The following is a 13,854-nucleotide window of genomic DNA, read 5'->3' as shown; positions in this document are numbered from 1 at the left end:
GAACGCACCCGCTCGCGAAGAGCGGATGCGTTAATTAATTTATGCTGTTCAGCAATTATTTCGTTGCAGCTGCTCTATTAGCTGTTTTGGAATAGGTATCTACAGCAGTCTTTACATCAGTGCCGCCGAAGATTTGTTGGAGCATGTTCCACCAAGCGGTGCGTTGTTCAGCCCAACCGGCGGTTACGTTGTAATAATCGCCTAAGTAAGGCATCATAACTGAAAATTCAGCATTCTTTTCTTTTTCAGTGCCGGTGTATATATCACCCAATGAAGCACGAGCTGGGAAGAAACCGGTGGCATAAACGCTCTTTTTGGCTTGGTCTTTGTCATCACAGACAAATTTGATGAATTTCTTGGCCGCGGCTATTTTGGCTTCGTCGCCATTGTTGAAAATACCGAAACCCCAGATACCGCCAGCTAATTGCGGCTTATCCATGGAGGTCGGGAAAGCCATAGCAAAAGGTTTGAATTTTACTTGCTTGGCATATTGTGCGGCATTGGAAGCGTTCCAGCAGAAGGATACGGCCGTCGTTCCATTGGCGAATTTCTGCAGTTCTTCTGCGGCGGCGATTCCTGCATCATAGCTTAAGCTGCCTTCTTTGACCATATCGGCGATGAGTTGAAGTCCTTTGACTCCCTTTTCTCCATCGATGGTGTATTTGGTGTGATCTTTATCAGTAAATTCGGCTCCGTATAGGTTGGTAACGAGGGCACGAGTACCTTGGTCACCGCCCTGACCGCCGCAATATACGATACCGGAGGACTTGGTTTGCTTGCTTTCGGCAACGGCTTTCATTGCTTTGCGGAAGTTTTCGGTCGTCCAAGTGCGAGTTTTTTGATCAAGATATTGCAAAGCGTTAGCTTTTTCGAATACATCATAGTTGATGGCCATGCAGTGGGTGGTCATGCAAAGTGGGTATTCGTAGAATTTACCATCTTTGGTATGGCAGGCATCGACTATAGCTTGGCTGGTAGCGACAATGTCTTTCTTAACTTCATCGGTCCACAAGTCTGAAATGTCGACCATTTTACCTTTGGCACCCCAGTTGGCTACCAAGCGTTCCGGACCTTCTAAAATGATGTCGGGAGCGGTTTTTGCTTCGAGCGCGGCAGTAACTTTATCGTCACCGGATTTGTAATCGAGGTACTCTACTTTGACCTTGATATTTGGCTCTTTTTTGTTGAATTCAGCGATGAAAGCATCAACGGTTTTGGCGTCTTTCCACTCACCGATGGGGTATGTCCACAGGGTTATTTCAGCCGCTTTACTTTCGCTTTTTTCAGCCGCTTTAGCGTCGGTTTTGCCGCTTGCCGGCGCTGTTTCCTGCTTGTTGCAGGCTGTCATACCGAGAACCATGGCTCCGGTAAGCAACGCCGCCACTATCTTTTTGTGATTCATCTTGCAATCCTCCCGTTAATTGTTTATTGATTTTGTCGTAAACAATGCGCACATATAGCACGCTTTATGGTTAAATTGTATAAGAGTGTTTCGTCTTTGTCAACAAAAAATGGAAAAAATTTTTACGATTTCTTGCTAAATGGTAAAAATTTTCAAAATCGTTTCAGGCATGTTTGTCCGCTAAAGCATCGGCAATATTTTTGCGATGGACGCGGCAGCTTTCTTCGTCGCGGCGACAAACTTCTGTAAACAATATGTCTAAGACAAAAAGCTGCGCAATGCGTGCAGCGATTGAGCCGAGTTGCAAGGGATTTTCGTTGGAGCCACATTGCAGGACAACATCGGCCGCTTTTCCTCCGGGGGAGCAGGGAAATCGGGTGACTAGGATGAATTTAGCGGCAGATTTGTGTACTATCGGCTGCACTTCAAGTAAGTCACGGGTCGCGCCAGAATAAGAAAAATATAAAACGGCGTCTTTGGCAGTCAGTTGGGTGGCGACAATGGCCTGCAAATGTGAGTCAGCGATCGCAAAGTATCCAGGCAGGGCAGTGGTGAACAGATGAGCCGCCTCTTGCGCCATAATCATTGAGCCGCCTTGCCCCATGCACAAAATCTTTTCAGAACGGCAAAGAATATCCGCTGCTGCAGTTACGGCGTTGAAATCAATGAGGTTTAGTGTCTGTTGTAAAGCCGTTTCATTAACTTTCAGAAGTTTGTTTCCAATTAATTCGAGGTCATCTTTGGGAAAAATTTCATCCGCCAGAGGATAGGGACGGGAGGGAAGGCTGCCCGCATTGGCAATGGCCAGTTTGAAAGCATTATAGCTTTTATACCCGATTTGCCGGCAAAACCGGGAGACGGTAGCTTCGGCTACTTCACTGGCGGCGGCCAACTCGGATATTGACATAAACTGAGTATTAAGCTGCTGACTGATAACAAAATCGGCCACTTTTTTTTCGGCGGCCGTGAGTTGGTAGTAGTGGTGAATAATTTTACTGAAAACATTATTGTTTTCGGTTTTAGCTTCAATGGATCGACCGGTGCAGGCGTTGCTTTGACCGATTTCAGTGGCATTTTTGTCAAGCATGGATTCTCCTTATAAGACGATACAAAGCGATGTAAATATAGTTTTAAGAATATCGGCGAGGAAGGGCGATCCTGTCGCCCTTTGCCGATCAATGATTACTTATATACTTATACTTCCCGGATGTAAGCGATTTATTTCTTAATTCGTTTTTCGACTATTTCTTTGCCAAAATTTGATCAATTATTTTATCTGTCATAATTAAGCTGCGCATGACGTGGAAGGGGCCTTTGAACGTGCTACCTTTGCAGGGCGGTTCCGTTGGCTTACCGTCGCGCCGCAGATAGCCGTACCATTCGCCATAGGTCGGATCGGAAAAGTGATCGCGGCAATATTTTACTGTTCGTTTAAACCAATCTAAATATTTTTCATCTTCGGTATCACGGTACAACATCATAGAAGCAATCATAATTTCGTTATGCGGCCACCAGAGTTTCATATCGTGTTCGTAAGCTTCCGGTGGGCAGCCTAAACAGTCGATAAAATACAACAAACCGTCGTATTCTTTGTCCCAGCCGGCTTCGATGGCATTGTTAAAAATATTGGCGGCGATGTTGTGTAACTCCATATCATGACGTCGATTGGCTTCCTCCAGCATGAACCAGCTACACTCAATATCGTGGCCGGGGTTGACGATGCGTCCTACAGTGACATCACGCATGAATTCGCCGTTCAACCCCACGGTTTCCAGGGTGCATTTCAGTTCAGGCTTATAGTGATATTTCACGATGGAGTCAGTGCATTCGGCGGCTCGGCGACGATAAATTTCCTGATAAGTTGAATCGTGGTCGACGCGTTGTAGCACCGCAGTTATGTTGAGATAAATCATCGGATCAGCGAGTGAACGGCCGCTGCGTGTTGCAGGATCGGTTTTCGGGCCGAAACCGGTTGGATCTTTGATAAGTCCATTGTTAAGTTCATAAATCAGCTCATAGGCGGCACGCGCTCGTTCCAGGCAAGCCTTTTCTCCGGTCAATCCGAAATATTCAGCATTGGCGATGCAATAAAAACCTTCCGAGAAGCAGTAACGCCGTTGACGCAAGGGTTTTCCGTCCGCAGTTACCGTAAAATACATGCGGTTGCCGGCGGCGCGATTGATACAATATTTTTCCATAAAATCGAGGCAGGAGCGCGATGCTTCGAGCCATTTCTGCTTTACGCCGTAAATGTGGCAGAGATAGGCATAAGTCCAAGCACAACGTCCCTGCATCCAGACACTTTTATCAGTAGAATAAATCTTGCCGGCGCGGTCGAGACAGGTATATACCCCGCCGTGTTCACGGTCGATACCGTGTTTTAGCCAAAATTCGGAACAGTGCATCAGTTCCGCTTTAGCCCACTGTTGGTATTGCATCAATTCTTCTGTATTCATTTTAATACCTCACCTGAAATTTACTCGGCAACTGCCGGCGGACGGTTTGATAATAACATCGCTGAAAATAATTTTCAATCGACGACGATTTGGGTAGAAATATTGTAATGGAACATGTTAAGATTAAAAAAAACTAGGTGAGGTGCAGTATGGAACGTTGGGGCATTCAAGTCGAAATTAAGAATAAACCGCAGCTAGATAAAAATTTTATACCGCTAAACAAATTCAATGAGGCTTTCTTAAAGACGGCTCATGAACCGTTTGCGGTGGCTGTGGAGCGAGCCGACAAGCAAATTGCTGCTTGGCATACGTTTATTCACGGTACCGCGGCTATGGCCAAGGCGGACATATACTTCTTGGAGCGCATGATCAAGGCAATTTTATGGCTTAAAGGCGGTTTCCGCATTTATTTAGCCGGCAACCGGAGTATCTGTGCCGAGTTGGCCAAAATTTTTGCGGCGAACGGTAAGCGCGCCTTTGATTATAAGTTTATGTCCGGAGTCTATGAACATGAATTTGAAGTGGTAGTTTGCGATAAAATTCCGCCGGAATATTCAAAATCAGAAGCTCTGGGTCGGCATTTAGATGGTTGCCGGATCGGATTTGACGCTGGCGGCAGTGATCGTAAAGTTTCCGCCGTCATCGACGGGAAACCGGTGTATAGTGAAGAAGTTGTCTGGTTCCCAAAGATAACTGCGGATCCGGAATACCATTTCAATGAAATCGTTACCGCAATGAAGACGGCGGCTGCTAAAATGCCGCGGGTAGACGCTATCGGTATTTCTTCGGCGGGCGTTTATATAAATAATCGTACGATGAACGCCTCATTGTTCCTAAAAGTAAGTCCGAGTGACTTTGAAAAAAAGGTTAAGGATATTTATATTAGAGCGGCCAAAGAAATCGGGGATGTTCCAGTTGTCGTTTGCAATGACGGTGATGTTACCGCTTTGGCTGGGGCGATGAGCCTAGATGCGGACAATATCCTTGGAATTGCCATGGGAACGAGTGAAGCGGTCGGTTTCGTCGATAAAGACGGCAAAGTAACCGGCTGGCTGAATGAACTGGCGTTCATGCCTTTGGACGCCAATCCGGAGGCGGAAGAGGACGAATGGTCTGGGGACATTGGTGTCGGATGTAAGTACTTTTCTCAAGATGCCGTCATTAAGTTGGCTCCCCAAGCAGGAATCGAATTAGATCCTGAGCTTTCGCCGGCGGAAAAACTCAAGGTAGTGCAGGGATTGATGCTGGCCGATGATGAAAGAGCAGCGGCCATATATAGATCGATCGGCACGTACCTCGGGCATGCATTAGCTTTTTATTATGATTTCTATAAGTTTGAATATGTCTTGCTTCTGGGAAGGGTGATGTCCGGCAAAGGCGGCGATATCATCATGGCTGAGGCTAAACGTGTCCTTGCTGACGAGTACTCCGATTTGGCCGCGGTTATTAAACTTACTTTGCCTGATGAAAAATTCCGTCGAGTGGGGCAATCGGTCGCGGCTGCCTCATTGCCAGAGCTGAAATGATATGCGACTTTTCGATCCGGATAACGCACTTTTCCGTCGGGTAGGTATGGTGGCTGATGTGTTTGGCCTGAGCATATTATGGCTTTTTACATCAGCACCGTTATTCACTATGGCTCTTACTTCGGCTGCTTTGTATGATGCTGTCTACCACTCGTTACGTCTGAAAGAAGGTCATGCTTATGCGCGTTTTTGGCAGAGTTGTCGGCAAAATTGGCGGATACTACTCCCGGCCGGCTTGATCTGGGGCGTTGCCGCTTACTGGCTGTATTATGCGGTCAGTTTGGCGGGCGCTCTGGCACATGGCGGTGATAAAACGGCAATTATAATTTACACAGCCGCGAAAATATTGTTAGTTATCCCGTTCGGCTGGTGCGTTTGGTCGGTCGTTATATTGGCGAGGTTCCGGCGAACCTTAAAAGAAGCGCATGTTTTAGGCTTCAAACTGGCGCTGGCTTCCTTGCCCTCCACCATTGTGATGGTGTTGCTGGTTGTGGAAATCTTTAAACTTGGCGCGAAATATTATTTTACGACGCTGGTTTCGCCGGTGCTGACGGCATGGCTGCTGTCGCTTTTTGCCGAAAGAATTTTTGCCAAATACACCAAAGATGACAGTGAGCACTGATATCAATTTGCTAATCAAATATGACCGGATTTTGCCAATTCTCTTCAAGTGTTTTATAATATAAAAAGTTTCTTGCGCCGTTGCAGCGGTGATGGCCGATGAAATTTAATTTTGTTCTCGTAGCTCAGCTGGATAGAGCGACCGCCTCCTAAGCGGTAGGTCGGAGGTTCAAATCCTCTCGGGGACGCCATAAAATGACGACATAACGGATACAATCCGGTGTCGTCTTTTTTTGTGTCTTGAAATCGTTGGTATTAGGGTGCAGAGATTACCAGAACTGAGATTCAAACGCTGTTTATTAAAGGCGCAAATATGCTGGTTAAAGATAAACAAGAAATCATCGCAACACATAAAGAGATGGTAAAAATACCGGTTTTGAGTTTGATAAATTCTAATTTAAAGACAGAGTATTCTTGGTATATTATAAATAATATCAACATGAAGAGGCTTGATTAATATGAAAATATTATTTTTACACGGACTTGGTCAGAATAAAATATCGTGGGGCGAAACGATACAATTACTTAATTGTAGAGATGTAAATTGTATTGATGTAATTCCAAACAACATCGAAAATCAGAGTTTTAGTTCTTTAGCAAATCAACTTGAGATTAAAATAAATGAGGAAAGCAGCCCTTTGATTATTTGTGGTTTAAGTCTAGGTGCAGTATTAGGACTGGAGTTATATTTTAGGCAACCCCAAAAAAATTGCAGCGTTAATTTTGGCTGCACCACAATACAAGATGCCTAAATTTCTTATTTGTATTCAAAATATGGTATTTAAGTTGACGCCAAATAAGATATTTTCCAAAATGGGAATATCAAAAATCCTGCTGAATTAGCGAGAATTATAAACAGAATTTACGAAGAAAATAAATGAAATATTTTTATAGAAAACTATATACAAGATACAACGCACGCATTTTTTGTGAAAGAGTCTAAAGAAAACCCGCCAACAATTTATTACAATGACATGTTTGAATCAGAAGGCGCAATCCGTCTTTCTATTTTTCATGAAATTGGGCATTATATTTGCGAAGATGAAGATGATTCTAAAGATGATTTAGCTGATTATTTTGCACGGCATTTTATGTGTCCAACTGCTTATCTTATGTTGAAGGGTATAGAATCACCTAATGAGATTGTGGCATTTTGTGGTGTAAGTTTTGAAGCTGCGCGCAATGCAAGCGCAAATATTGCAAGTCGTAAGAAAAAATTCGGATTTAAATTATTTAGTCATGAAGAGGAATTTATAAAAAAGATTGATCCAATAGCATCGGTTGCATGAATCGGCATAAAAGGGGGAGTAAACGTGAATGAACCAGTAAATTAAAACGCTCCTGAATTGTTGGAGCAATTCAAAAGCGTTTTATGTAGGCGTTATAAAACACCCATCTAAGTAATGAACATTTTATCAAGCCTGCTAAGTAACTACAAGACAAAATAAAGTCCGGCGGTCATGGTCAGACAGGTCTTAAAGAACTGAATAAATACGACATTGAGTATCATATCGTGAAAACATATCCTAATGGGGTGAGGGTTGGATATGTGCCGGATCATAAGAAACGTGCAAAACAAGATGGTGTTAATCCAGCGTGGTTTCCGGCTAGTTGGACTACCAAGGACATTAAGCATGCAGGAGAACATGTTGCTAACTTAAAAGGAAACAAACATATGAGAGATAGGGTTATTGTATTTGGTAATTGGAAAGGAGTGCGTGTGGGAGTTATACGAACACACGGTCAAATCGGCACATTATTTCCTGATTCAAATCAACAGTTCAAGAAAAGAGGTAATAAATAATGGATGTACAAAGATTTAAAGAGGTAATTAAAAAGCGCAATGAAACGCATGATGAATATGATTATGGCAGAGAAATAGTTGAATGTTATAAAAGCTTGATGGCAAAATTTCCTGAAGAGGCTAAGAGATATCACGTAGATTTTTGTATAGAGTGCGCCGAGGATTTTCTTGAGGCTACTGATGTCTAAGAAGGATATCAACAACTTCATTTAGAAGATTCAAGTCAAAGCCTTGTTTTTGTGCCAGTTTTAAGTCTTTTTTAAACCGATTGGATAGCACTACTTCAAGCATTTAACACCTCGGACATTGCATCAGAAAAAGAAGAATAGCGTTTATATTTTTCAGGATTTGCTTTCATTTCACTATACTCTACTAATGCAGCAATGGTTTCAGCGTTAAAGACATCACGTTTGATTTCAAATGGGATAGCTTGTTCTCGTACAGTCTGGCGTAAAAAAATGTAACAGCGGTTGTAAGATCCATGCCTAACATAGAGATAGGCTTAAGTATAAGCAGGTGGCAGGACAAGAGGAGTTTGATAGATTTTAACGCTGGTTTAATAAAAGTTGTAAATACGCATTTATTTTAAAAGTGCGCATTAAAGTCTTTACTGAAGGATGTTATAATACTATAAATGGATTTAATTAAAATGCGTATTTACAACATAGTTTTAAATGAGGTGTGTAGATGGAAGTACAAAGACCAAGATACTTAAACCAACTTATAGATAAAAAAGATAATGGAAGAGTAAAGATTATTACAGGCATTAGAAGGTGTGGGAAATCATATCTTTTATTTGAATTATACAAAAAGCACCTACTTTCCTGTGGAGTAAGTGAAAATCAAATGATAATGATTGCCCTTGACAGTCTACAGAATATTAAGTACAGGAATCCAATCGAGCTGGATAGCTTTTTAAGAGGTAAAATTGAAGATAATGGAATTAAGCACTATATTTTTATTGATGAGATTCAGTTTGTAGAAGAAATTCCCAATCCATATTTGGAAGGAAGTTATTCAAAAATTACATTTGTCGATTTGGTACTAGGATTAATGAAAATACCGAATGTAGATGTGTATATTACAGGCAGTAATTCCAAAATGCTTTCATCAGATGTATTGACGCAATTTCGAGATCGTGGTGATGAAATAAGGGTATACCCATTTTCATTTGCAGAGTTTTATTCATGTTATGAAGGGGATAAAAGAAAGGCTTTTGACGAGTATTGTCTATATGGCGGAATGCCAATGTCTGTACAGCTTAAAAGCCATGAAAAAAAGAGTGAGTATTTGAAGAATATTTTTACAAGTACCTATATTAAAGATGTAATAGAGCGTAATAAAATCTTAAAAGACACATCTATATTGGATGATTTGCTAGATATTATATCTTCATCTATTGGCTCTTTATCTAATCCGACAAAATTAGCTAATACTTTTATATCAGAAAAAAATATAAAGATATCTCAGTTTACAGTAAGCACTTACCTAGATTATTTTATAGATGCTTTTTTAATTGAGAAAGCCAGAAGATATGATGTGAAAGGGAAAAAATATATATCATCTCCGTACAAATACTATTTTTCAGATATTGGACTTAGAAATGCAAGGTTAAATTTCAGGCAGAATGAGCAATCACATATCATGGAGAATGTAATATATAATGAACTTCGAATGAGGGGATTAAATGTAGACGTTGGTGTTGTGGAATACAACTATAAAGATGAGAGTAAAAAAACTGTCAGAAAGAACTTAGAAGTCGACTTTGTTATAAATAGGGGAAGTAACAGATATTATATTCAATCGGCACTTAATGTTGATACAAAAGAAAAGCAAATACAAGAAACAGAATCTTTGAGGAGAACCGGAGATTCCTTTAAAAAGGTTGTTATAGTTAGAAATAATATTGTGCCAAGATATGATGATGATGGTATTTTATATATTGGTGTAGAGGACTTTCTTTTAGATGAAGCTGCATTGGATTTATAAAAATAGCAATATTAAATTTAATAAAAATGCGTATTTACAATATTTGAATAAATTTGAATTTATACAAAAGAGGGAGTCATGAGTGAAAATATTCCATTCAAGATAAAGAAAAAAATAAATGATATTCGATTACTTCAAGTAGAGATTAAAAACTGGAAAATGAAAACAGAAACAGAAGTAGTTAATATTCTAAAGTTATTTGAAAAAACACCTAGAGATGAAATGTCATTATACTATTCTCCGTATTTCAAAGATGACAAATTTGCTGAGGAACTTTTACAGATAGCACTTAATTATTCAGATAATGAAAAAATACTATTGAATATCATATCTATTTTGGGAAATATGATACTAAGATACCAACTTGAAGAAACCACTGAAATTTATAATTTTATTTTATCAAATGCTTATAAAAAAGGACTTGCAGGTTATGTTTCTAACTATTTACCGCGCTTAAAAAATTTTGAATATTACCCTGATAAATGGAAATACTTTATGAGTATGCAAAAAATGACACCAAAAAAAATTGCACATCAAAATTTGGTATATATTATTAATCAAAATATTCAAAGTGTCCCTGAAGAATACAAAAAAGAAGTAATTTCTTTTTTACAAACAAAGCATGATTTAGCTAATAATGATGGTGGTAAGAAATTTTATTTAGATATGATAAAAAGAATAAAGTAGACGCTTTTTCATGATTGGGAAGTTTAATTTATAATCTTAGTTTGTAGAGATAGAATGATGGATTCTTATATGATACTTAAAAAAATAGAACAAAGACTTAAAGATTTAAGTACAAGTGAGTACGAAAAGATGCAAGATGCCATAGATAACTCGAAAATATTTGATGAGTTAGTAGTTCAATTAAAAATTCTAATTGAAAAGTGTCTTAGGGAGGATAATAATGCTTTGGCTATAAAAGCTTTGGTTTTGCTTGCGGATAATATAGATTGTGCGGAGGATATGAGCGCAACAGAAAAGTTTATCACATGTTTACAAGACGAAAATCTACTTTCACAAAAAACCTATAAAGCATTTTATGATAATCTAATAAAGAAATAATAAGTTTTGTAAAATCTTTCAAAGAGGAGAATATAATTTCAATTATCTTGCCGGTTAGAGAATTTGACTTTTCATATACTGATAATACTAAAGTTAAGATTTCGGCAACCGATAAAGTGGGAAAAGAAATATTGGTTTACAATGGGAAAAATATGAAATCTGAATTATATATAAATAAAGCCTTTATGCAGTTAAAAAAGGGTGATATAGATGGTGCTGTTTGTAGCATGAAAAAGGTTATTGAAACGAATGACGATATTGTATCGCTTGTTCAAGCACATTGCCTTTTAGCTGAGTACTATTTTATCCGTCAAAATTATGCTTGTTCAAAGGAACATATAGATTGGATTATGGAGCGGCAAGGTGAATTAGAAAATGAATATGACGATTTATTAAATGATGAAATTATAAACACAAATGTTTTGGGAGAACTTATTGATAAATATTTACTGGCATAATATATTGATTAACAAATTATAATTTGTAGGAGATACATTATGTACAATAAAAATGAGATATTAGATAGATTAAACTTCTTTAGAAACAGAGTAAAAGAATTAGGTGGATTTACAGAAGAAATTGTTTGCAAAGATGTTGCAAAAGAAGAAGATATTCTAAAGCTTGAAGAAGAATTAGGTTACAGTCTACCAATAGAATTTAGACAGGCATTGAAAAGAAATTTCATCACATCTAGAGTTTTTTGGGGATACTTATATTGAAGGAAAAGAAATACTACCATTACCGAGTGAGTTGGTGGAAATTTCTGCGGGTAATTTGCATTTTGGAATAGATTTAATTCCCATTTTTGAAGAAAGTAGAAAAGGTTTGGTAGATATTTGCTATCCTAATTATGATAATCCGTATGACAAGATTTTTCACAATAAGCTGGTATTTCAGGAGCTTGACAATGGTGATTTATTAGCTATAGATTTAGAAAAAGAGTCTTATGGGAAAGTAGTCTACTTAAGTCACGATGGGAGCGACTTACATGGTTATGTAATGGCAAATTCTTTTGCAGAATTTCTTGAAGAATACACGAAATTAGGCTGTGTCGGAGGAGAGGATTGGCAGTGGGAAGTGTTTACAAACAATCATACAACACCTATTGACAGCACTTGTGAAAATGCAAAAAAGTGGCTTGAACTTATGCGTTAGTTAAATAGATAGTATAGGATCAAATTAGAATTTGAGTATAGGTATTAAAATGGAACAGTTGATAAATAATTTAAGAAAAATAAATTATGAAAATCTTAATCTTGATGAGGTCCTGACTGGAAGAGAAAACACAACCTTTGATGGCGAATGGATAAGAGTATTTGATGAAATTAAAGTATTAAAAAATAGTGTAAAAATAACTGACAATACGAATATCAGAGAATCGGCTTATTTAATAGCGTATGAGAACTCAAATTCAGACGATTTAGCAGCCTATGTTTCTGATGATTTTGGTTTAATTTTCGATAGTATTATTTTAAATTATAGAGATGAATAGTTTGATAAATTGATTAGGTGTTATGAAGAATTAAATATACCAAATGGGATATTATAAATTTAGATACGAGGATTAAGAGACTATTGGGTTATAAAAATTTAAATTTAGAGGACTTAATGAAAAATAAAGAAATACAGGAACTTGTACAAAATGAGATAAAAAATAACATGATGGATTTGGATGAATGGAGAATTAATAATCTTAAACAAATTTTACTTGAACTTAAGCAATTAGAAAAAGATCCTACATATGTACTTTCTTATCCAAGATATATAATTGATCAATGGGAGTTTGATAATCCACTAATTGTTAAGCTTTTAGAATATGCAGAAGATATAGAAAGAATGCAATCTCATCGCAAATAAATCCCGGATTGTAGAGCTGGAAAATTGAATTTGAAGAAGCTGTCCGAGGAAGAAAAGAAGTGGGCGAAAAAGATTGCACAGAAGTCGGATTTACTGAAAAATCCAAAACCCCAGCGAGGGCGGAAGTAAAGAACAATAAAGTAAAATATGGAGGAAAAATAAATGGGAATGATTGCAAATTATCAGTCAACTACTGACATTGAATTGGAAAAATTTATGTGTCTTGATGATGTGGAAGACGCACAGGAAAATGTGAACTTAGAAATTTGTGATATAGATAAAACGTGGGACGCACTTCATTTTTTGCTGACAGGAAAATCTGCCGGCGAACCGATTGAAGATAATTTAATCAGCGAAGCGATTGTAGGACAGTTTAATATTTCCGGGGAAGAAATCGAAGAATTTATATCCGGAACGAAAACTGATAGAGTGAAAGAAATTGCAAAGGCATTGCAAGAGCTTGATTTTGAAACATATATTGATAAATTTGATATGAGTGCGTTTCGCCAAAACGATATTTACCCTAATATTTGGGAATACGAAGATGAAGCAGATGCAATTAAAGATTATTTAAGAACCTCATTTGAAAGGTTGAAAAAATTTTATGAGAAAATGGCAGCACAAGAGAGCGCCGTTTTAGTGTCAATCTATTAACTGTACAATTTCAACTGTTGCGGAAATAGCAAAGCCAGCCGAGCGACCTAAGAAGAGGAACTAACAATGTTTGAAAATAGTGATTTAAAGGATTTTTGGAATAGGGGGTAACAAGCACAAGTCTTTATTTGGAAAATTTGGGAATGAATTTTGCTTTAATGAATGGGAATATCCACGAGATATAGGAATTATTATTGCAGATACAGAATCTGGTGGACATGATATGATCTATTTAGATTATCGTGAATGTGGAAAAGATGGAGAACCCAAATTATCCGTTTGTTTTCAAGAATATGATTATGAAGTTCAAGTCCTTGCAAATAATTTTGAAGAATTTATAGGGATGCTAATATCAGAGGAAGAACTTGAATAAAATGCAACCTGTCGGAAATTCCGACAAGTTCGCACCGAAAGAAATTAAGAAGAAATAAAGGTGTTAGTAAATCCCCGTTCCTAAGCCAGCTCAAACCTTTTAACGAT

The 13,854-nt window shown here is 38.2% G+C and carries 19 protein-coding genes, 1 tRNA gene and 1 pseudogene; 18 read left to right on the top strand and 3 right to left on the bottom strand.

The window, feature by feature from the left end; translation table 11 throughout:
- Positions 1-55 precede the first annotated feature (55 nt).
- The 3 genes from HMPREF0868_RS05750 to HMPREF0868_RS05740 all read right to left on the bottom strand — a co-directional run bounded on the left by HMPREF0868_RS05750 (position 56) and on the right by HMPREF0868_RS05740 (position 3,858).
- Complete coding sequence (locus tag HMPREF0868_RS05750; protein WP_012993778.1) at positions 56-1,402, bottom strand: extracellular solute-binding protein; 1,347 nt, start codon at positions 1,400-1,402, stop codon at positions 56-58.
- Between the two features lie 163 nt (positions 1,403-1,565).
- Positions 1,566-2,489 carry a MurR/RpiR family transcriptional regulator gene (locus HMPREF0868_RS05745; protein WP_012993777.1) on the bottom strand — a complete coding sequence of 308 codons (924 nt, stop codon included), beginning with the start codon at positions 2,487-2,489 and terminating at the stop codon, positions 1,566-1,568.
- Between the two features lie 154 nt (positions 2,490-2,643).
- Positions 2,644-3,858, bottom strand: a complete 1,215-nt coding sequence (locus tag HMPREF0868_RS05740; protein WP_012993776.1) for an AGE family epimerase/isomerase — start codon at positions 3,856-3,858, stop codon at positions 2,644-2,646.
- 149 nt (positions 3,859-4,007) lie between these two features.
- On the opposite strand from HMPREF0868_RS05740, the gene HMPREF0868_RS05735 reads away from it, so the two are divergent.
- From HMPREF0868_RS05735 to HMPREF0868_RS08255, 18 genes and pseudogenes are all read left to right on the top strand, one after another.
- Positions 4,008-5,384 (top strand): ROK family protein, encoded by a 1,377-nt coding sequence (locus HMPREF0868_RS05735; protein ID WP_012993775.1) that lies wholly within the window; start codon positions 4,008-4,010, stop codon positions 5,382-5,384.
- A 1-nt stretch (position 5,385) separates the two neighbouring features.
- The gene (locus tag HMPREF0868_RS05730; protein ID WP_012993774.1) at positions 5,386-6,006 is read left to right on the top strand and encodes a DUF624 domain-containing protein; all 621 of its coding nucleotides are present in this window, start codon (positions 5,386-5,388) and stop codon (positions 6,004-6,006) included.
- A 113-nt stretch (positions 6,007-6,119) separates the two neighbouring features.
- Positions 6,120-6,196: transfer RNA gene (locus HMPREF0868_RS05725), tRNA-Arg, on the top strand.
- Positions 6,197-6,463: 267 nt separating this feature from the next.
- Positions 6,464-6,757, top strand: coding sequence for an alpha/beta fold hydrolase (locus HMPREF0868_RS05720; protein ID WP_012993772.1), 294 nt, complete (start codon positions 6,464-6,466; stop codon positions 6,755-6,757).
- Positions 6,758-6,934: 177 nt separating this feature from the next.
- Positions 6,935-7,294 (top strand): ImmA/IrrE family metallo-endopeptidase, encoded by a 360-nt coding sequence (locus tag HMPREF0868_RS05715; RefSeq protein WP_012993771.1) that lies wholly within the window; start codon positions 6,935-6,937, stop codon positions 7,292-7,294.
- 155 nt (positions 7,295-7,449) lie between these two features.
- Positions 7,450-7,809: an EndoU domain-containing protein gene (locus tag HMPREF0868_RS05710; protein WP_081470259.1), complete on the top strand. Its 360-nt coding sequence runs from the start codon at positions 7,450-7,452 to the stop codon at positions 7,807-7,809.
- On the top strand, positions 7,809-7,997 hold the full coding sequence (locus HMPREF0868_RS05705) for a hypothetical protein (protein WP_012993770.1): 189 nt from the start codon (positions 7,809-7,811) through the stop codon (positions 7,995-7,997). Before HMPREF0868_RS05710 ends, HMPREF0868_RS05705 begins: the two co-directional genes overlap by 1 nt.
- A gap of 499 nt (positions 7,998-8,496) precedes the next feature.
- Positions 8,497-9,798: an ATP-binding protein gene (locus tag HMPREF0868_RS05700; RefSeq protein ID WP_012993768.1), complete on the top strand. Its 1,302-nt coding sequence runs from the start codon at positions 8,497-8,499 to the stop codon at positions 9,796-9,798.
- Positions 9,799-9,876: 78 nt separating this feature from the next.
- Complete coding sequence (locus HMPREF0868_RS05695) at positions 9,877-10,485, top strand: hypothetical protein (RefSeq protein WP_012993767.1); 609 nt, start codon at positions 9,877-9,879, stop codon at positions 10,483-10,485.
- Between the two features lie 69 nt (positions 10,486-10,554).
- Positions 10,555-10,863, top strand: coding sequence for a hypothetical protein (locus HMPREF0868_RS05690; protein ID WP_157667971.1), 309 nt, complete (start codon positions 10,555-10,557; stop codon positions 10,861-10,863).
- Between the two features lie 152 nt (positions 10,864-11,015).
- Positions 11,016-11,321, top strand: coding sequence for a hypothetical protein (locus tag HMPREF0868_RS05685; protein ID WP_041705970.1), 306 nt, complete (start codon positions 11,016-11,018; stop codon positions 11,319-11,321).
- 39 nt (positions 11,322-11,360) lie between these two features.
- The gene (locus tag HMPREF0868_RS08420; protein WP_012993764.1) at positions 11,361-11,582 is read left to right on the top strand and encodes an SMI1/KNR4 family protein; all 222 of its coding nucleotides are present in this window, start codon (positions 11,361-11,363) and stop codon (positions 11,580-11,582) included.
- Positions 11,583-11,616: 34 nt separating this feature from the next.
- Positions 11,617-12,018 (top strand): SMI1/KNR4 family protein, encoded by a 402-nt coding sequence (locus tag HMPREF0868_RS08260; protein WP_012993763.1) that lies wholly within the window; start codon positions 11,617-11,619, stop codon positions 12,016-12,018.
- A 49-nt stretch (positions 12,019-12,067) separates the two neighbouring features.
- Positions 12,068-12,355 (top strand): hypothetical protein, encoded by a 288-nt coding sequence (locus HMPREF0868_RS05675; protein ID WP_012993762.1) that lies wholly within the window; start codon positions 12,068-12,070, stop codon positions 12,353-12,355.
- A gap of 116 nt (positions 12,356-12,471) precedes the next feature.
- A complete protein-coding gene (locus HMPREF0868_RS08800; RefSeq protein ID WP_012993761.1) occupies positions 12,472-12,720 on the top strand; it encodes a hypothetical protein in 249 nt (82 codons plus the stop codon).
- Between the two features lie 9 nt (positions 12,721-12,729).
- A pseudogene (locus HMPREF0868_RS08795) lies at positions 12,730-12,849 on the top strand (helix-turn-helix domain-containing protein); the annotation flags it as partial.
- Positions 12,850-12,882: 33 nt separating this feature from the next.
- Positions 12,883-13,374: a YfbM family protein gene (locus HMPREF0868_RS05665; RefSeq protein ID WP_012993759.1), complete on the top strand. Its 492-nt coding sequence runs from the start codon at positions 12,883-12,885 to the stop codon at positions 13,372-13,374.
- Between the two features lie 91 nt (positions 13,375-13,465).
- The gene (locus HMPREF0868_RS08255) at positions 13,466-13,747 is read left to right on the top strand and encodes an SMI1/KNR4 family protein (RefSeq protein ID WP_081470258.1); all 282 of its coding nucleotides are present in this window, start codon (positions 13,466-13,468) and stop codon (positions 13,745-13,747) included.
- The last annotated feature ends 107 nt before the right edge of the window (positions 13,748-13,854 follow it).

It is taken from the genome of Mageeibacillus indolicus UPII9-5, assembly GCF_000025225.2.
Lineage (GTDB): Bacteria > Bacillota > Clostridia > Saccharofermentanales > Fastidiosipilaceae > Mageeibacillus > Mageeibacillus indolicus.
Note: the sequence above shows the minus strand (reverse complement) of the source record. Positions and strands in the feature narration are given on the sequence as shown.